Here is an 18741-nt window from a genome sequence, read left to right as displayed (position 1 = left end):
TCCTTCGCATCGATCACAACACAGGAGACAACCCCATGACCCGCTTCTTCCATCGCCTGGGCGCCGCCCTGGCCCTGGCCGCCGCCACTGCCGGTGCCGCGCTGGCCCAGGGCGCCTATCCCAGCCAGCCCATCAAGTGGCTGGTGCCCTACGCCGCCGGCGGCGGCACCGACAGCATCGCGCGCCAGCTGGCCGATGCGATGCAGCCCTCCATCGGCCAGCCGGTGCTGATCGACAACCGGCCCGGCGCCTCGACCAACATCGCGGTCGGCCTGCTGATGCAGGCCAAGCCCGACGGCTACACCGTCATGCAGGCGGAGAACGCGGCCCTGCTCTTCAACGAGCACATGTTCGCCAAGCTGCCCTACAAGCCGGCCTCCGACTTCACCTACATCGGCGCCATCGGCCGCATCCCGATCGCGCTGGTGGTGCGCAGCGACTTCCAGGCGCAGAACCTGCAGCAGTTCGTCGCCTATGTGAAGGCCAGCGGCGACAAGGCGAGCTACGGCTCGCCCGGCATCGGCACGCCGCACCACATGGCCATGGAGCTGCTCAAGCAGAAGGCGGGCCTCACCATCACGCACGTGGCCTACAAGGGCGCCGCCCCCGCGCTGCAGGACATGATGGGCGGCCAGGTGCCGATGATGATGCTGGACCTGGGCACCGCCCTGCCCTACCTCAAGAGCGGCAAGCTTCGCGCCCTGGCCATCGCGCTGCCCCAGCGCGCCAAGGCCCTGCCCGACGTGCCCACCTTCAACGAGCTGGGCTACCCGGAGGTCAACGCCTTTGCCTTCCACGGCCTCATCGGGCCGGCGGGCATGCCGGCGCCCGTCGTCGAGAAACTCAACGCCGAGCTGCGCAAGGCGCTGCAGGCGCCGCGCGTGCAGCAGGTGTTCGGCGAATTCGGCTTCGAGGCCCTGCCGGGCACGCCCAAGGAGTTCTACGACATGGCGCGCGCCCAGAGCGCGTACTGGGGCCAGGTCATCCGCACGTCAGGCGTGCAGCTGGACTGAGCGGGCGGCTGGCATGCACGACGCTGCATCCACGTCTGCCGCCCTGCGCGTCGGCTTCATTGGTCTGGGTGTGATGGGCGGCCCCATGGCCGGCCACCTGGCCCGTGCCGGCCACGCCGTGGCGGTGCACGATGCGCAGGCCGGCGTCGCGACCGCCCTGGCCGAGGCTCAGCCGGGCCTCCGCCCCTGCGCCACGGCCTGCGAGGTGGCCCGCCACAGCGACATCGTCGTCACCATGCTGCCCAACGGCCGCGTCGTGCGCGACGTGGTCTTCGCGCCGGAGACGGGCCTGCTGGCCGGCTGGCAGGCGGGTGGCCTGCTGCTGGACACCTCCTCGGCCGAGCCCTGGCTCACGCGCGAGACGGCCGAAGGCCTGGCGGCCCGCGGCATCGCCATGGTGGACGCGCCCGTCTCGGGCGCGGCCTGGGGCGCCCAGGCGGCCGAGCTGGTCTTCATGGTGGGCGGCACCGCCGCGGACGTGGCGCGCGTGCGGCCCCTGCTGGACGCGATGGGCCGCGCGGTGTTCCACCTCGGAGGGCTGGGCGCCGGCCACACGATGAAGTGCCTGAACAACCTGGTGACGGCGCTGACGCTGACCGCCACCGCCGAGGGTCTGGCGCTCGGCACACGGGCCGGGCTGGACCCGGCCGTGATGACGCAGGTGCTCAACGAATCGACCGGCGGCTCGTGGATCACCCGCACCCACATCGACCAGCGGGTGCTCAGCCGGCGCTTCGACGACCCGTTCAAGCTCGAACTGATGCTCAAGGACATGGGCATCGCGCTGGACCTCGCCAAGTCGCAGGACATGCCCGCGCCGCTCAGTGCCGCCGGCCTGGCGCTGTGGCAGGCCGCGGACGAGGCGCGAGGCCCTGGCGCGAGCGTCTCCGAACTGGTGCGCTGGGTGGAGACGCAGATGGGCGTGGAGATCCGCAGCCCGTCCGCTGGCGCGGCCTGAGCCGCGCCGCGGTGCGGATCAGCCCTGCGCGCCGAACGTGCCCTCGAAGGCCGACTCCGCCAGCGGCCGGCGGTCGCTCGGCACTTCACGCGCGCGGATGCCTTCGGGCAGCACGGCCGGATCGCCCTTCCGGCCCACGGCCACGACGGTGTCGATGGCGTACATCTCGGGCAGGCCGATGGCCGTGCGCAGCTTGCCGGCGTCGAAGCCGGCCATGGCATGGGCCGACCAGCCCGACAACTGCGCCTGGAAGGCCAGGCTGGCCCAGGCGGCGCCAGCATCGAAGGCATGCGAGGCGTTGGCCACCGGCTCGGTCTTGCCCGGGAACACGGCTTCGCGGGCCGAGGCGATCACCACCAGCGCGGCGGCGCGCTTCGTCCACATCTGGTTGAACTCGACGAGGCTGTCGAAGATGGGCTGCCAGGCGGCCGTATCGCGGCGCGCGTAGATGAAGCGCCAGGGCTGCACGTTGTAGGCGGAGGGCGCCCAGCGCGCGGCTTCGAGCAGGCTCATGAGAGCGGGCTCGGCGATGGCCTCCTCGGTGAAGGCGCGCGGCGACCAGCGCTCGGTGAACAGGGGATCGATGGGATGGGCGGGTTGACGGGGGTTGCTCATTCGAAAAACTCCAGGGGAAGGGACACACGTGCAAGCGGCATGCCCGGCAGGCAGGCGCGCACCGGCCCGGACGCCGCGGTCGGGTCCGGGCTGCACGCCCAGTGGGCGGATGCGCCGCGTCAAATCATGCCATCCCCGGGTATCGGGCCGCTGACGCTGTCGTGCTCGCGGCCAGGACGTGGGCGGGCCAATCTTGCTGTGATCGGCCAGCACGACACAGCGGCGCGAGGCCGCCACCATGGCGAGCGCCGCCTCGGCCTTGCACGGCGCGGGCGGCGCCTTCAGTCCACGCCGAGCGCATCGCGCAGCCAGGCATCGACCTGCGCTGCGGCCTCGTACTGGACCCAGTGCCCGGCGCCGGGAATGACATGCGTCGGACAGCCGACGAGCGCCGCGGCTTCGGCCGGATCGGCCGTCACGTCGTGGGCGCCCCACACGGCCGCGACCGGACCGGCATGGGCCGCCAGCACCGACTGCAGGCCGCCAGCCCGCGACAGCCGTTTGCTGCGAAAGCGGGTGGCCTGGCAGGCCCGGGTGTGCACGGCCAGCGCCTCGTCGTCAATGGCGGCCTCGTCGTGCAGCATGTGCATGAGCAGGTTGTGGCGCATGATGGCCGCAAGCGCCGCATGGTCCTGCGCCTGGGCGGCGGCATGCCAGTCATGCAAGGGGCCGCGCGGACGGCGGGCGCCGCCATGGCCGGCGGGGCCGAGCAGGAGCAGGTGATGGATGCGCGCGACCGTCTCGTCCGAGGCCGCGGCCGCCCGGGCGGCCAGATGCGCCGCGACCAGTCCGCCGAAGGAGAAGCCGGCCAGGTCGACGCCTTGCTTGCCAGCGCCCGGCAACTGCGCGATGCCGGCCATCAGCCGCTCGACCAAGGTGTCGAAGCTGCCCTCGTCGAGCGCGTCGGAATCGCCGTAACCCGGCATGTCGGGCACCCACACGGCGCGGTCTGCGGCCAGCGCCTCGATGTTGCGGACCCAGTGCATCCAGTTGCCATGGCCGCCATGCAGCAGCACCAGCGGGGCCCGCCCCGTGTGGTGGGTTCCCCAACCGCGCCAGCGCACGCGGCTGCCGCTGGGGCCGGTGTCCAGCTGCCGCGCCAGGGCGTCGAGCCGGCTGGCGCGCGGTGCGCGTGGGGCGAAGTCGGTGGGGGGCGGCGAAGGATCTGGCGTCATGGGCTGAGTGTGCTGCGAACGGCTTGACCTGCCGGCCGGCCTTGCGCCCTCTCCCCTCGTGGGAGAGGGGCGCACGGCGGCGCGTCTGACGAGGCGTTTCAGCCATTCAGGCCAGCACCAGCACGCCGTCGGCCGCGCGCACACCCTGGCCCTCGGGCAGCACGAAGACCGGGTTGATCTCGGCCTCCACGATGCGCTCGCCCAGCTGTGCGGCCATGGCGGAGAAGGCCACGATGGCGTCGACCAGCGCCGCGACGTCGGCCTTGGGCCGGCCGCGGAAGCCGTCCAGCAGCGGCCAGGTCTTGAGTGACTGCGCCATGGCCAGCGCATCGGCGCGGCCGAGCGGCAGGAGCCGTCCGTCCTGCTGGGACAACAGACGCAGGGTCGTGTCCTGGAACAGCTCGGCCGTGACGCCGCCCATGCCCAGCAGCACGGCCGTGCCCAGCGCATCGCGGTGCAGGCCCAGGATCAGCTCGGTTCCGCCCGAGACCATCTGCTGCACCAGGAAGCGCTGCGGCAGCACGCCCGCGCGGGCCTCGACCTCTGCGGCCATCTGCGCCAGGCGCGGCCCGACGGTTTGCGCGTCCAGGCCGACCGCCACGCCGCCGACGTCGCTCTTGTGCGTGATCTGCGAAGACAGGATCTTGAGCACCACGCGCCCGCCCAGCGCGCGCGCCGCCGCCTCGGCCTCGCGCGCATCGTGCACCACCCGTTCGGCCGCGCAGGGCACGCCGAAGCGGGCGAACACGGCCTTGGCCGCGGCCTCGTCCAGCGAGCCGCTGGGCAGATCGCCGGCATCGACGGGCACCCCCGCGGCTACCCCGTCGGCGGGCACTTCGAAGCCGGCGACATGCAGCATGCCGGCCAGCGCTGCCGTGCAGCTTTCGGCCGCCGCGAAGGCCGGCACGCCACGGCGCGTCAGCAGCGCGCCGATCTCCGGCGCATGCGGGCTCACGTAGGCCATCACCGGCTTGTCGGAATCGGGCAGGCAGTCCTGGATGGCCCCGGCCAGCAGCTCGGGCATGGCCAGACTGGAGCTGCCCACGATGATCACCAGCGCGTCGTAGCTGGGGCTCGCCAGCAGCGTGCGGATGGCGCCTCGCAGCAGGTCGGGCCGCAGGCCGGCCAGCGTCACGTCGATGGGGTTGCGGTCCAGCACGGCCTCGCTGCCGGTCTGCAGGGCGCGCAGCGCCTGGGCCGTGGCCGCATCGGGCGCGGGCGTCTCGAAGCCGGCCACGCCCAGGTCGTCCGACACCAGCGTGCCCGCGCCCCCGGTGGAGGTGAGGACGGCCACGCGCCGTCCCTGAAGCTGCCGGCCTGTGGCCAGCGCTGCGGGAATGTCCAGCAGATCCGAGAAGCTCTGCGCGCGGATCACGCCCACCTGGCGGAACAGCGCGCCGTACATGCGGTCGGCCCCGGCCATGGCGCCGGTGTGCGAGACGGCCGCCTGCGCGCCGGCCTCGGAGCGGCCGATCTTGAAGGCCACCACCGGCTTGCCGGCGCGCGCCGCCTTCAGGCAGGCCGCCCGGAAGCGCGCCGGATTGCGCACCGCCTCCACATAGAGCGCGATGACCCGCGTGGCCGGGTCGTCGGCCAGGTGCTCGATGAAGTCGGCCAGCTCCAGGTCGACCTCGTTGCTGGTGGCGATGAGCTTCGACAGGCCGATGCCCCGCGCCGCCGCGCGCGACAGCAGCGAGCCCAGGATGCCGCCGCTTTGCGACACGACGCCGATGCCGCCCACCGGGAAGTGGTCCATCTCCAGCGCGCCGGACGGCGAGAGCACGATGCCGTCGGTGAGGTTGACCAGGCCGATGGTGTTGGGCCCCAGGATGCGCATGGACCCCGCGGCCTCCATGAGCTGCTGCTGGCGCCGCGCGCCCTCCTCGCCCGTCTCCGTGTAGCCGCTGGCCAGCACGATGGCGGCCGCACAGCCGCGCTCGGCCAGTTCCTTCACGGCCAGGTGGGCGCGCTCGGCGCCCAGCAGCACCACGGCCACTTCGGGCACCTCGGGCAATGAGGCGATGTCGGGATAGCAGACCAGGTCGTCGATCTGTGCCACCTTGGGATTGACCGGCAGGATGCGCCCGGCATAGCCGTGCTTGCGCAGGTAGGCCACGGGCCGGCCCGAGGTCTTCTTCGGATCGGCCGAGGTGCCGATCACGGCCACGCTGCGTGGCGACAGGAGTCTGGCGATGGCGTCGCTCACGGCCTCACTCCTTGGCGGCCGTCTTGGCCAGGAAGGCCTCGACCGAGGCGCGGTGCTCGCTGCTGGTGTAGCAGATGCCCTGCGCCTGGCTGCCCTGGGCGAAGACGTCGTGCGCCGACAGCTCGAAGCTCTGGTCGAGGATGGACTTGGTCAGCGCCAGCGCGGTGGACGACGCGGAGGACAGCTCGGCGGCCCAGGCCTGGGCGTCGGCCAGCAGCGTCTCGGCCGAGGTCTTGCGGTCCACGATGCCCAGTGCGAGTGCTTCGTCCACCTTCACCTGGCGGCCGGTGAAGATCAGCTCCTTGGCCTTGGGCAGGCCCACGCGGCGCGGCAGGAAGTACATGCCACCGCCGTCGGGGATGATCCCGCGGTGGATGTACGACCAGGTGAAGCTGGCCCATTCGCTGGCGATGATGAAGTCGCAGGCCAGCGCCGTGTCCGCGCCCAGGCCCGAAGCGGCGCCATTGACGGCGGCGATCACCGGCTTGGGGCAGGTGTGCAGCAGGGCCTGCACCTGGTGCACGCGCTGCTGGCGGTGCCAGCCGTTGAAGCCCACCTCACCGGTGGGCGCATTCATGCGCCGCTGCATGCCGGCGATGTCGCCGCCAGCGCAGAAGCCCTTGCCGGCGCCGGTCAGCACCAGGGCGCGGATGGCCTTGTCGGCGCCCACATGCTCCAGCGCATGGGCGAACTCGCGGCGCATGTCGTCGCTCATGGCATTGCGCTTGTCGGGCCGGTTGAGCGTCAGGGTGGCGATGGCGTTGTCGACCGAGAGGGTGATGAAGTCGTAGGTCATGGCGGGGTTCCAAGGCGGGGTGGCGGGGGCCGGTTTCTGTTCAATCCGGCTTGATGCCGTTCTCTTTGACGATGCGGGTCCAGCGGGCCTCTTCGGCCTGCACGTAGGTGGCCAGTTCGGCGGGCGGGCCGCCGCTGACCACCAGGCCTTCGTGTTCGATCTTGCGGGCGAAGTCGGGCGTGCGCACCGCCTTGCGGGCGGCGGCGCCGAGGCGCTCGATGACGGCGGGCGGCGTGCCGGCGGGCACATAGAGCCCATACCAGCTTTCCATCTGGTAGCCCGGCACGGTGGCGGCGATGGCGGGCACTCCCTTGAAGGCCGGCGAGGGCTCGGGCGTGGTCACGCCCAGCGCGCGCAACCTGCCGCCATCGACGAAGGTGGAGGCGGCGGCCGCGGTGGCGAACATCATGTCCACCTGCCCGCCCAGCAGGTCGGTCAGGGCCGGGCCGGCGCCCTTGTAGGGCACGTGCACCAGCTTCACCTTGGCCAGGTTGGCCAGCATCTCGCCCGCCAGGTGGGCCGAGGTGCCCGTGCCCTGGGACGCATAGGTGAGCTTGTCGGGCCGGGCCTTCGCCGCCGTGACCACGTCGGCCACCGACTTGAAGGGGCTGTCGGGCCGCACCAGCAGCACATTGGGGCCGCGACCGATCAGCATCACGGGTGCGAACACGGCATTGCTGCCATAGGGCAGTTTGGGCTGCAACGATGGATTGACCGCATGCGCGAAGGAAGCGACCACCACCGAGTAGCCGTCGGGCGCGCTCTTGGCCACGTTGTCGGTGCCGATCATCGTGCCGGCGCCGGGCTTGTTGTCGACGATGACCGGCTGGCCGAGGTCCTTGCCCATCTCCTGCCCCAGCGTGCGGGCGATCAGGTCGGTGCCGCCGCCGGGCGAGAAGGGCACGACCAGGCGGATCGGATGGTCGGGGTAGGCGGCCGATGCGGCACCCGCCAGGCCGAGGGCGCCGACGGTGCCGAGGGCGAAAAGACAGGCGCGCCCTGCGTGCAAAAGTCGTCGAATCATGGTGTGTCTCCTTGTCGGGATCGATGCCCGAATGCACTGTCAAGCAGCACCCGGCCATGCGGCAACTCTAGGAGCATTCAAGCTTCGGAAAGCGCAAGCTGTTCCACTCAGTGGAATCACCGTAAGCTTGCCATCCCCTGCATTTGCGCCCTCCCTCCCATGCCTGGAGCCATCGATAGCCTTACGGAAAAGCCCGGCCTCTCTCCTGCCAATCGCTCGCTGGAGCGGGGTATCGCCCTGCTGCGCGCCTTCAGGCCGGGCTCGGAACTTCTGGGCAACAGCGACCTGGCTGAACGTACCGGCCTGCCCAAGGCAACGGTCAGCCGGCTGACGCAGACGCTGGTGGGCTGCGGCCTGCTGCAATGGGAGGCTGCATCGCGCGCCTACCGGCTGGCGCCGCCCGTGCTGAGCCTCGCGCACGCCATGCGGTCGGGTTCGCGCGTGCTCGCCGTGGCCGCGCCCCACATGCACGCGCTGGCCGAATCCCGGCGCATCAACGTGGGCCTGGCCGCGCCGGATGGCGACGAGATGGTCTACCTCGAATCCATCCGCTACGCCCGCCGAGTCGCGCTGCGGCATGTGGTGTCGGGCCAGCGCGTGCCGATGGAGCTGACCTCGCTCGGCCGCGCCTACCTGGCCGTGGCGCCCGCGGCCCGGCGGCGGGACATCCTGCGCGCGGTCGCGTCACGGCGCGGCCCGCAATGGCCCGCCCTCTCGCACGAGATCGAGGAAGCCACCCAGCAGATCCGCAGCCGCGGCTTCTGCGCGGCCTCGTGGCAGCCCGAAGTGGTGGCGCTGGCGGCTCCGCTGCCTTCGGCCGACGGCGCGGCCTATGTGCTGAACGTGAGCCTGTCCACGCCCTTGCCGATGGAGACGGTGGCGCAGGAACTGGGAGATGCACTGCTGGGACTGTCGGAGAAGGTCGCCCAGGCGTGGGCGGCCGACCTGCGGCCGCGCTGAGCCCGGCGCCATCATCCATTTGGCCGAGTAGCCACGATGCACCGACGGCTAGATTGCCCGGACCGCCGCCGAGACGCGCGAGGGAGGAAAGCGCAGGAGGGACCGACCACCCACAGAAGGGCCGCACGGGCACCGCGGCGAGGCAGAGAAAGCAGCCTTCCTCGCCCACCCGTTGCAGCCATCCTGTTCCCTGCCACGGGAGCAGGTGCGCTTTTTTGCAGGGGTCGTCGGGTGTGAAAGCACCCGGCGACCCATTTTTTTCTGGGCGTGTGCACGCCGGACCACGCCCGGCAAGTCCATTCACGCGCCGGGATCGCGCGGCTGCTGCGCCAATGCCTCGGCCGTCGCCTGGTCGAACCAGCGGATGTAGCTGAGCCGACCCTCGTCTGTCACGGTCTCGTCCGGAAAGGACGCCAGCATTTCCTCGGCAAAGGCCTGCACATGGGCCTTGTTCTCGGCATGGGCGATCACGTACGGATCGTTGCGACGGATGGCGCGCACCACCTGCCGGCCGATCTCCAGCGGATCGATGCCGATCTCCTGCAGCGAGGGCATGGAGCCCTTGCGATGGTCGGCCGTTTCGAAGTGCGCAGGGCGCAGGCGATGCGAGTCGCGCACGTTGGTGCGCGTGGCGCCGGGGCAGACCTCCGTCACGCCGATGCCGTACTGGCCCACCGACAGCCGAAGCGACCCCGACAGACCATGGATGGCGAACTTGGTGGTGCTGTAGATACCGCCCCAGGCCGGCGCCGGCACCAGGCCCGCGATGGAGCCGGTGTTGACGATGTGGCCGCCCTCGCCGTGCGCGCGCAGCTTGGGCAGGAAGCTCACGATGCCGTGGATCACGCCGTAGAGGTTGACGCTCAGCAGCCAGTCCCAGTCGCCGTAGGTGGCCTGGTCCATGGGCAGGTAGCCCGTGACCCCGGCGTTGTTGCACAGCACGTGGATCTTGCCGAAGGCAGCCTCGGCCTCGTCGGCCGCACTGCGCATGGCTTCCCGGTCGGCCACGTCCAGCTTCATGAAGCGCACCTTTTGCGACTGTGGCGCCAGCACTTCGCGGGCGTGGGCCAGGTGCGCGTCGCTGAGGTCGGCCACGATCACGTTCATGCCTTCGGCGAGGAAGGCGCAGGCCATGCCCAGGCCGATGCCGCTGGCGCCGCCGGTCACGAAGGCGGTCTTCCCGTGGAGGTCCTTCATCTTGCCGGTTTCATTCCAGCGCCAGGTTCATCGACCTGGCGGCGGCTGCCCACCGATCGCTGTCGACCTTCAGCACGGCAGCGAAGTCCTCGGTGGGCGCGGCGCGCTGCAGCGACAGGCGCTGCAGCAGATCGCCCACGTCCTTCGACTGCATGGCGCCCGCGATGGCTTGCCTGAGCGTGGACGCCAGCGGCGCCGGCAAGGCCTTGGGCGCGATCACGCTGTGGCGGTCTTCCACCACGATGTCGTAGCCGGACTCCTTCAGCGTTGGAATGTCCGGCATCACGGCCGAGCGGTCGCTGCCGGTCAGGGCCAGCATGCGCAGCTTGCCCGCCCGAAGGTGCTCGATGCCGCCGGCCAGCGAGCTCACGCCCACCGGGATTTCGCCCGACAGCAGCGCCAGGAAGCTCGGCGCATCGCCCTGGTAGGGCACCAGCTGCCAGTTCAGCCCGGTCTGGCGGCCGATGAGTTCGGCCGCCATGTGCGGCGTGGAGCCGATGCCCGGCACGCCGCAGCTCTTCGCCTTGGGGTTGTCCTGCATCCACTTGACCAGGTCGGGCAGCGTCTTGACGCTGGCGGGCGTGCCGGGGCCGGCGTAGAGGCCCAGGTCCAGGCGCGCCAGCGGCAGCAGTGGCTGGAAGTCGCGCACCAGCTCGTAACGCACGCTCTTGTACAGGTGCGGCGCCATGGTGATCACCGAGGCCGGCGTGACCAGCAGCACCGTGCCGTCGGCCGGCGCGCTGCGCACATAGTCGGCCGCCAGCCGGCCGCCAGCACCGGGCTTGTTGTCCACGATCACGGTGGTGCCCAGCGAGGCCTTCAGCGGCTCGGCCAGGGCGCGCGCGATCATGTCGGCCGCGCCCCCGGGAGGGAAGCCCACCACCAGGCGCACGGGCCCCTTCACGGTCTGAGCGGCAGCCGGCCAGGCGCAGGCCGCGGCCAGCGCGCCTGTGCCGGCCAGGAAATGACGTCGGTCGATGTGCGTGTTCATGTCTTTGTCTCCTGTGGTTCTTTGAATCGGCGGGCCACGGCATGGCCGCGATGGCGCGCCCTCATGCCAGCGCCCCCACCGCCATGTCCGACAGCCGCTGGAAGCGCTCGATGTTGGCCGCCTGCGGCAGCAGGCCGGTCGTCAGGCAGACGAAGCTCAGGTCCAGCTCGGGGTCGACCCAGAACATGGTCGAGCCGGCGCCATAGTTGCCGAAGGTCTGCGGCGTGGTGAGCGTGCCGAACTGGTGGTGCACGATGCCCTCGCCCCGCAGGCTGAAGCCCAGGCCGATGAAGGCCGGCGGCGGCGTCCAGCCGGCGCGCAGGGCCACGCCACGGTAGAGCTCGTTGTGCATGTCGCCGGTGTGGTTCTGCCGCGCCAGCTGCAGCATGCGCGGGGACACGATGCGCGCGCCGTCGAGCGTGCCGCCCCGGCGCAGCATTTCGGCGAAGCGCCAGACGTCGCCGGCCGTCGAGCAGGCGCCCACATGGGCGGCATCGTTGACCTCTTCCTCGAACAGGCTGTGGCGACCCGGCTGCGTGCGGCCGCGCACGGCGATCGGCACCACGCCGCGGATGTCCGGCACGACCTTGCGGGCCCGCAGGTCGGGCCGCACGCCCAGCGAGGTGTCGCGCATGCCCAGGGGCTCGAACAGGTCCTCGCGGGCGATGTCGCGGAAGGCGCGGCCCTGCGGGTCGGTGCGGCGCAGCAGCTCGCCCATGAGCACATGGTTGACCACCGGCGCGTAGTCGCAGCGCGCGCCGGGCTCGACGATGCCGTGCACGTTCTCGCAGACGGCCTGCAACAGCTCGCCCAGGTCGTCCTCGAACATGTCGGGCTTGGGCGTCCACACGCCGGGCATGCCGGCGGTGTGGGTCAGCAGGTGGTAGAGGGTGGCGCGGTCACGCGGGGCGCCACCGAACTCCGGAATCAGCTCGGCCACGCGCGTGGTCAGCGAAAGCCGGCCCAGCTCCACTGCGCGCAGCACCAGCAGGTTGGTGAAGGCCTTGGTCAGCGAGAACAGGCTGAAGACCGAGTCGATGGCCAGGGGCCTGTCATGAGCCGCATCCTGGAAACCGATGGCGGCTTCCAGATCCAGCCGCCCGCCGCGGCCGATGCGGATGACGGCGCCGTGGTAGTGGCCGCGCTGCACGTCGGCCGCGATGGCGGCCTGCAGGTTGTCCAGTCGTTCGTTCATGGGATCGGGCATCCAGTCAATGCAGCTGCGTGTGGCTGCGCTCGGCCACCAGGCGGGCCACCTCGGTGTGGTCGGCCGTGGGGCCCAGAGCCTGCAGCGCCTGCTGCCAGAGCGCCAGCACCTGCGCGGCCATGGGTGCGTCGGCCTCGGTCTCGCGCGCCAGGCCGGCGGCGATTCCCAGGTCCTTCACCATCAGCGGCAGCAGGAAGTTGCCCTGGTAGCTGCCCGACAGCACGAAGGGCTTGAACTTGTTCTGGGTGCTGTTGTTGGCGCCGGTGGAGGCGTTGAGCACGTCCAGCATCACGGCCGGATCGAGCCCGGCCTTGCGGCCGATGGCCAGCACCTCGCTGGCGATCCAGAAGCCGGCCGCCGATGCGAGGTTGTTGAGTGCCTTCATGGCCTGGCCGCTGCCCAGCGCACCGGTGCGGAAGATGGCCCGCGCCATCGGCTGCAGCACGGCGCCGGCGCGCTCGCAGTCGGCATCGCTGCCACCCAGCATGATGGCCAGGTCGCCCTTGCGGGCGCGCACCACGTTGCCGGAGACCGGCGCATCGACCATGCCCACGCCCTGCGCGGCCAGTCGCTCGCCGATGCGGCGCGTGGCCGAAGGCTCGCCCGAACTCATGTCGATGAGAAGCTGGCCTGCCCGGGCCGACGCGGCGGCGCCGTTCGTGCCGTCCGCACTGCCGTCGCCGAACAGCAACTGCGCCAGATGCGCGCTGGTGGGCACCATGGTGATGACCACATCGCAGCGGGCGAAGACCTCGCCCGCACTGACGGCAGCCACCATGCCAGTCTCCGTGGCCAGGCGCCGGGCCGCCTCGGGCCGGATATCGAAGCCCACCACCGCCACGTCGGCGCGTCGCAGCGTGGCCACCATGGGCTCACCCATGGTGCCCAGTCCGATGAAGCCGACCGGCTGCGTCATTCGATGGCCCCGATCTCTTTGAGCACCTCGCGGGCGGCCCTGGTGCTGTCCAGTGCCGCGGGCACGCCGCAGTAGATGCATGCCTGCAGCAGTACGGCCTGGATCTCCTCCACGCTCACGCCGTTGTTGATGGCGCCGCGCACATGCAGCTTGAGCTCTTCCTTGCGGTTGAGCGCGGTGAGCATGGCGATGTTGAGCATGCTGCGCGTCTTGTGAGGCAGCGCCGGGCTGCCCCAGGCCTCGCCCCAACACCACTCGGTGATCATCTTCTGCAGCGGGCGGGTGAAGTCGTCCGCCGCCTGGATCGACTTGTCCACATACGCATCGCCCAGGACGGCCTTGCGCAGGGCCAGGCCCTGGTCGAACAGCGGGCTCTGCCCAGGCGGGGGAAAGCCGTTGCGGTCGGCGCCCTGCGGGCTGCCGGATGGCGTGTCGCTCATGCGGGTTCCTTCGTTTCAATTTTGTACGACAGTATGTCAATCGCCTGTTTTTCGTCGTACAGCGTTTTCCCGCAGTCCGGCTTGCGCGCGGCCATGCGGCGCTATCCTTGGCCGATCCGCTCCCTTTGCAGACCGCCCATGACGATCGCGCCATCCGCTGCCCATCCCTCGCCCATCGTCCGCATCGCGGCCTCGGCCGCGCCCCTGCGCCAGCAGGTGGTGAGCGCTGTGCGCGATGCGGTGGCACAGGGCCGCTACCTGCCCGGCGAGCGGCTGGTGGAGCGGGAGCTGTGCGAGCTGATGGGCGTCTCGCGCACCTGCCTGCGCGAGGCACTGCGCGAGCTGGAGAACGACGGCATCGTCACCAGCGTGCCCAACCGCGGCGTGATCGTGAGCACCATCGGCCTGCGTGATGCCCGCGAGATCTACGAGATGCGCGCCGTGCTCGAAGGCCTGCTGGCCGAGCGCTTCGCCAGGCTGGCCAGCTCGGCGCACATGGCGGCACTGGAGCAGGCGGTGGAGGCTCTGGCCCAGGCCTACGACAGCGGCGCCGGCCTTCTGGAGGCCAAGCGCGCCTTCTACGAGGCACTGATCGGCGGCGCCGACCACGACCTCGCGGCCTCGATGCTGCGCAGCATCCAGTTGCGGGCCAGCCAGTTGCGCAACATGACCCTGTCCGACCCTGACCGGGCACGGCACAGCATCAGCGAGATCCGGCAGTTGCTCAAGGCACTCAAGAAGCGCGACCCAGTGGCGGCGCAGGCCGCTGCCCACAAGCATGTGCAGAACGCCGGCGCGCTCGCGCTTCGGCTGCTGGAGCGCTCGGCGCCTCAGGCCGCAAGCGGCGGTTGACGCTCAGTCCACCGCGCCCAGCGAGGCGCCGCCGTCGATCACGATCTGCTCGCCGGTCACGAAGCTGGAGGCCTCGGACGCCAGGAACAGCGCCAGCCCCTTGATCTCCTCGGTGCTCGCCATGCGGCCCAGCGGCACCAGCTTCGCGTGCGCCGCCTGCACGGCGGGATCCTGCATGCGTCCATTGGCGATGTGGGTCACGAAGGGGCCGGGCGCGATGGCGTTGACGCGGATCCGGTAGCGCGCCAGCTCGAGCGCCGCGGTGCGCACCAGATGCGCAGCGCCCGACTTGGCCGCCATGTAGGCCATGCCCACGCCCGGCGCCGGACGCACGGCGGAGATGGAGGTGGTGACGACGATGCGCCCGCCCCGCCCCTGCGGCTTCATCACGCGCGCCGCCGCGCGGATGGCATAGAACACCGCATCCAGGCTGACGCCGATCACACGGTGCCAGCGCTCGTCGCTGTAGTGCTCGATCGCATGCTCGGGCAGCCGCTGGCCGCGGTCGGAAAAGGCCATGAAGCCCGGCCCCGGGTCGATGCCGGCGTTGGCGAAGACGATGTCCAGGCCGTGCGCCGCGGCGGCCTCGTCGAAGGCAGCGTCCACGGCGGGGCGGTCGGTCACGTCCAGCACGCGGCCGCGCACGGACAGGCCCTGGGCCCTCAGACGAGCCACCTGGCGCTCGATGCCCGCGGCGTCCATGTCGAGGAGGGTGACCGTCGCGCCCTGACTGGCCAGCGCCTCGACCATGGCCAGGCCGATGCCGCTGGCGCCGCCGGTGACGATGGCACCCTGGCCGCGCACGTTGAAGACTTGTTGAAGATCCATGGTCGGGAGGGCGCGGGCATGCCCGGCTCGCGTTGGAGGTTTGTCTGATGATCCCTTAGTTTCGTACGATTGTCATACAGGAATATCCCGGTGGCTGCGAATGCAGCATGGCTGCAAACTCGCGGCCATGACCGACGCCTCCCGCCCTGCCTGTGCCGTCCAGCACGAGGTCTATGCCATCCGGTACGGCCACCATCGGCGCGTCGCGGCGCAGAACTTCATCGAGGCGCCGGCCGATCCGCAGGCACCCATGCCCATGGACTACTTCGTGTGGCTGATCAAGTGCCCGGACGGTCGTCACGTCGTGGTGGACACGGGCTTCGACGCGCAGGCCGCGGCCCGCCGCGGGCGCGAGATGCTGCGCCCACCCGAACAGGGCCTGGCTCGCCTGGGCGTCGATGCCGCTGAGGTGGGCGATGTGGTTGTCACGCACCTGCATTACGACCATGCCGGCAGCACCGCCACCTATCCCCGCGCCACCTTCTGGGTGCAGGAGAAGGAACTCGGCTTCACCACCGGCAAGTACATGTGCCACAGCTTCTTCCGCCTGGCGTACGAGCAGCGCGACGTGCATGCCATGGTCGGCCACCTGTTCGAGGAGCGCGTGCGTGTGGTCGATGGCGACGTCGAACTGCGCCCGGGCATCCGCCTGCGCTGGGTGGGCGGGCACACGGCGGGCCTGCAGGTGGTGCAGGTGCACACCGCGGCGGGCTGGGTGGTGCTGGCGTCGGACCTCTTTCACTACTACGCCAACCGCGACAAGGGCTCGCCCTTCCCCATCGTCTATCGGCCGGACCAGAGCCTGGACGCCTTCGGCCGCGTCGGCGACTGGGCCTCGCACGAGTCCCTGATCGTGCCTGGGCACGATCCGCTGGTCATGCAGCGCTTTGCCCCCGATCCGCGCGACGCCGACTTCACGGTGCGGCTTTGGGAGCCGCGCTGCAAGCAGCACTGAGGCCCTCAGGGGCCTGACTCCGTCGTGCAACGCGGGCACCGGGCGTGCCCAGCTGTTGTCTGGCCACAACGAAAGGAGGGATCTTCTGTAAAGCGTCTGTAAAGCACGAGTTCTCCAGGACCAAAACGCCCCTCCGCAGAACGGAATGCGAACGATTGCCAATGAGAATCGCGTCCGCTTACAAACCCACGGAGCGGAGAACCATGAAAAACAACGCGACGCGCCGGCCCCGGAGCCTGCGTATGGCCGACGGCCTGGCCGCCAGCCTGTCCACCGCAGCCCTGCTGCCCTTGGGCGCTATGGCCCAGACCGCCGCCCAGCCGCCCGCCGCCGCCCTGCCGGCGGTGACGGTGCAGGAACAGGCCATCGACCCCAACCCCAATGCCGAAGGCGGCGCGCCCTACAAGGCCCGCACCTCGGGCGACACACGCCACACGCGGCCGCTGGCCGAGACGCCGCAGACCATCTCGGTGGTGACCAAGACGGCCATCGACGATTCCGGCGCCACCGACCTCAAGCAGATCCTGGCGGCCCAGCCCGGCATCACGCTGGGCACCGGCGAGAACGGCAATGCCTTCGGCGACCGCTACATCATCCGCGGCCAGGAAGCCCGCAGCGACGTCTTCGTCGACGGCCTGCGCGACCCCGGCATGACCACGCGCGAGAGCTTCGCCATCGAGCAGGTCGAGATCACCAAGGGCCCCAACTCCAGCTTCGCCGGCCGCGGCTCGGCCGGTGGCGCGATCAACGCCATCACCAAGCAGGCCACGCTGGACTACGACTTCTACCGGATCTCGGCCGGTGCCGGCACCGACAAGTACCGCCGCGTCACGGCGGATCTCAACAAGGGCTTCACCGACCAGTTCGCCCTGCGCGCCAACGTGCTGACCAGCAACGAGGGCGTGCCCGATCGCGACTACTCCACCCGTCGCCGCGACGGCCTGGCCCTGTCGGGCCTGTGGGAGGTCAACAAGGACCTGTCGGTCACGCTGGACTACTACGGCCTGCGTGCCAAGGACAAGCGTCCCGACCTGGGCAGCTACCTGGTGGGCACCGCGCCCTTCCGTTACCCGGCGAAGAACGTGCCGCTCTATGCCCAGGCCAACGACTTCCTGCAGTCGGACGTGGACACCGTCACCGCCCGCGTGCAGTACCGCTTTGCCAACAATCTCAAGCTCAACAGCCTGACGCGCTACGGCCGCAGCGAGAACGCCTACGCCACCACCGGCGCCTCCAGCCGCACGGTCTATCCGCTGGGCAGCAACCAGGGCTACGTCGCGGGCACGCTGGACAACGGCCACACCGGCTGGCAGGACGTCACCTACTTCGCCCATCAGAGCAACCTGCGCTGGGACACCGAAATCGCCGGCCGCAAGAACGAGCTCATCTTCAGCTTCGAGTACACCGACCATGAGGTGATCTCGGGCGGCTACAACATCACCAACGCCGGCGCCTACAACTGCCGCAACGCCACCACCAGCCGCGTGAACAACGCCTGGTGCATCACCGATGCGCTCGGCAACGCGGTGGCTGGCGTCAACTACCTGGCCAACCGCAGCTACACCCGCACGCCGCGCACCCGTGACTGGCACGTCAAGTCCACGGGCCTGAGCGTGATGGACACGGTGGACCTGACCGACCGCCTCACCGCCTTCGGCGGCCTGCGCGCCGACTACACCGACTTCCGCCTGATCACCAGCAGCGCCTCCACCGGCCTGGCCACCGGCAACTACGGCTACACCGACACGCTGTGGAACGGCCACCTGGGCCTGTCGTACAAGCTGAGCGAGGCCGGCATGGTCTACGCCAGCTACGGCACGGCGCAGGACATCAACGGCGGCGAGTCCGACACCGGCACCAGTGCCGGCTACGGCGGCCTGGTGATCTACCAGGGCAGTGCCGCGGGTGCCAAGCCCGAGACCTCCGAGAACCTGGAGATCGGCACCAAGTGGAACCTGCTGAACAACAAGCTGCTGTTCACGGCCGCCGCCTTCCGCACCACCAAGAAGGACGTGATGGAAGGCGCCAACTACGACGCCGTCGGCACCTTCAACACCGGCAAGAACCGGGTGCAGGGCGTGGAGTTCGGCCTGGTGGGCAACGTGACCGACAAGCTCACGGTGCAGGCCGGTGCCACCTTCATGAAGTCGAAGGTGCTGGCCTCGGCCACGGCCACCAACGTGGGCCTGCCGCTGTCCAACTTTGCCGACCGCGCCGCCACGCTGCAGGCCAAGTACCAGCTGACGCCGGACCTGTCCATCGGCGGCGTGGCCCGCCACGAGAGCAAGCGCTGCGGCGGCCAGCCCGACACCGGTGCCGGCTACACCAACGGCGTGTGCGCACAGCCCGTGCCCGGCTTCACGGTGTATGACCTGTTCGCCTCGTACCGGCTCAACAAGCACGCCGACATCCGCCTGAACGTGCTGAACGCGACCGACAAGGACTACTACACGGCGGTCTACCGCTCGGGCGCCTTCCTCTACAAGGGTGACGGCCGCGCCGTGCGGGTGACCTTCGACTACGAGTTCTGACGGTCGGGCGGCGGGCGGGCGCAGGCCTGCCCGGCCGCCGCGTCTGCTCCAATGCCGGGCTCAGCCTGACGTTCTCA

At 70.5% G+C, this 18741-nt stretch carries 17 protein-coding genes; 6 read left to right on the top strand and 11 right to left on the bottom strand.

Features of this window, described 5'->3' with window-relative positions; translation table 11 throughout:
- Positions 1-35 precede the first annotated feature (35 nt).
- Positions 36-1013, top strand: a complete 978-nt coding sequence (locus tag ACT54X_RS14225; RefSeq protein ID WP_476347164.1) for a Bug family tripartite tricarboxylate transporter substrate binding protein — start codon at positions 36-38, stop codon at positions 1011-1013.
- Between the two features lie 13 nt (positions 1014-1026).
- A complete protein-coding gene (locus ACT54X_RS14220) occupies positions 1027-1971 on the top strand; it encodes an NAD(P)-dependent oxidoreductase (RefSeq protein ID WP_476347162.1) in 945 nt (314 codons plus the stop codon).
- A gap of 18 nt (positions 1972-1989) precedes the next feature.
- Here ACT54X_RS14220 and ACT54X_RS14215 read toward each other — a convergent pair whose 3' ends face one another.
- The 5 genes from ACT54X_RS14215 to ACT54X_RS14195 all read right to left on the bottom strand — a co-directional run bounded on the left by ACT54X_RS14215 (position 1990) and on the right by ACT54X_RS14195 (position 7787).
- Positions 1990-2586: a nitroreductase family protein gene (locus ACT54X_RS14215; protein WP_476347160.1), complete on the bottom strand. Its 597-nt coding sequence runs from the start codon at positions 2584-2586 to the stop codon at positions 1990-1992.
- Between the two features lie 281 nt (positions 2587-2867).
- Complete coding sequence (locus ACT54X_RS14210) at positions 2868-3761, bottom strand: alpha/beta fold hydrolase (RefSeq protein WP_294374279.1); 894 nt, start codon at positions 3759-3761, stop codon at positions 2868-2870.
- A gap of 106 nt (positions 3762-3867) precedes the next feature.
- On the bottom strand, positions 3868-5967 hold the full coding sequence (locus ACT54X_RS14205) for an acetate--CoA ligase family protein (RefSeq protein WP_294374275.1): 2100 nt from the start codon (positions 5965-5967) through the stop codon (positions 3868-3870).
- A gap of 4 nt (positions 5968-5971) precedes the next feature.
- Positions 5972-6763: an enoyl-CoA hydratase/isomerase family protein gene (locus ACT54X_RS14200; protein WP_294374272.1), complete on the bottom strand. Its 792-nt coding sequence runs from the start codon at positions 6761-6763 to the stop codon at positions 5972-5974.
- Between the two features lie 40 nt (positions 6764-6803).
- Complete coding sequence (locus tag ACT54X_RS14195; protein ID WP_294374270.1) at positions 6804-7787, bottom strand: tripartite tricarboxylate transporter substrate binding protein; 984 nt, start codon at positions 7785-7787, stop codon at positions 6804-6806.
- A 159-nt stretch (positions 7788-7946) separates the two neighbouring features.
- Between ACT54X_RS14195 and ACT54X_RS14190 the strand changes: the two genes are divergently transcribed.
- Positions 7947-8747, top strand: a complete 801-nt coding sequence (locus ACT54X_RS14190) for an IclR family transcriptional regulator (RefSeq protein ID WP_294374267.1) — start codon at positions 7947-7949, stop codon at positions 8745-8747.
- A gap of 300 nt (positions 8748-9047) precedes the next feature.
- Here ACT54X_RS14190 and ACT54X_RS14185 read toward each other — a convergent pair whose 3' ends face one another.
- The 5 genes from ACT54X_RS14185 to ACT54X_RS14165 all read right to left on the bottom strand — a co-directional run bounded on the left by ACT54X_RS14185 (position 9048) and on the right by ACT54X_RS14165 (position 13498).
- The gene (locus ACT54X_RS14185; protein ID WP_294374264.1) at positions 9048-9944 is read right to left on the bottom strand and encodes an SDR family oxidoreductase; all 897 of its coding nucleotides are present in this window, start codon (positions 9942-9944) and stop codon (positions 9048-9050) included.
- 10 nt (positions 9945-9954) lie between these two features.
- Entirely contained in the window at positions 9955-10935 is a 981-nt protein-coding gene (locus tag ACT54X_RS14180; RefSeq protein WP_354320911.1) for a tripartite tricarboxylate transporter substrate-binding protein, read from the bottom strand.
- A 61-nt stretch (positions 10936-10996) separates the two neighbouring features.
- Positions 10997-12130 (bottom strand): serine hydrolase domain-containing protein, encoded by a 1134-nt coding sequence (locus ACT54X_RS14175; protein WP_476347155.1) that lies wholly within the window; start codon positions 12128-12130, stop codon positions 10997-10999.
- Between the two features lie 16 nt (positions 12131-12146).
- Positions 12147-13058, bottom strand: a complete 912-nt coding sequence (locus ACT54X_RS14170; protein WP_476347153.1) for an NAD(P)-dependent oxidoreductase — start codon at positions 13056-13058, stop codon at positions 12147-12149.
- Complete coding sequence (locus ACT54X_RS14165) at positions 13055-13498, bottom strand: carboxymuconolactone decarboxylase family protein (RefSeq protein WP_476347152.1); 444 nt, start codon at positions 13496-13498, stop codon at positions 13055-13057. The genes ACT54X_RS14170 and ACT54X_RS14165 overlap by 4 nt, the downstream gene beginning before the upstream one ends.
- Before the next feature lie 138 nt (positions 13499-13636).
- Between ACT54X_RS14165 and ACT54X_RS14160 the strand changes: the two genes are divergently transcribed.
- Positions 13637-14350 (top strand): GntR family transcriptional regulator, encoded by a 714-nt coding sequence (locus tag ACT54X_RS14160; RefSeq protein WP_476347150.1) that lies wholly within the window; start codon positions 13637-13639, stop codon positions 14348-14350.
- A gap of 3 nt (positions 14351-14353) precedes the next feature.
- On the opposite strand, the gene ACT54X_RS14155 is transcribed toward ACT54X_RS14160, so the two are convergent.
- Positions 14354-15178 (bottom strand): SDR family NAD(P)-dependent oxidoreductase, encoded by an 825-nt coding sequence (locus tag ACT54X_RS14155; RefSeq protein WP_476347149.1) that lies wholly within the window; start codon positions 15176-15178, stop codon positions 14354-14356.
- A 127-nt stretch (positions 15179-15305) separates the two neighbouring features.
- Between ACT54X_RS14155 and ACT54X_RS14150 the strand changes: the two genes are divergently transcribed.
- Together ACT54X_RS14150 and ACT54X_RS14145 are read left to right on the top strand one after the other, a co-directional pair.
- Entirely contained in the window at positions 15306-16133 is an 828-nt protein-coding gene (locus ACT54X_RS14150) for an N-acyl homoserine lactonase family protein (RefSeq protein WP_476347147.1), read from the top strand.
- 203 nt (positions 16134-16336) lie between these two features.
- Positions 16337-18664, top strand: a complete 2328-nt coding sequence (locus ACT54X_RS14145; RefSeq protein WP_476347145.1) for a TonB-dependent receptor — start codon at positions 16337-16339, stop codon at positions 18662-18664.
- Positions 18665-18741: the final 77 nt, after the last annotated feature.

This window comes from Pseudacidovorax sp. DMC4 (genome assembly GCF_056314265.1).
This window is presented reverse-complemented; position numbering and strand designations above follow the sequence as displayed.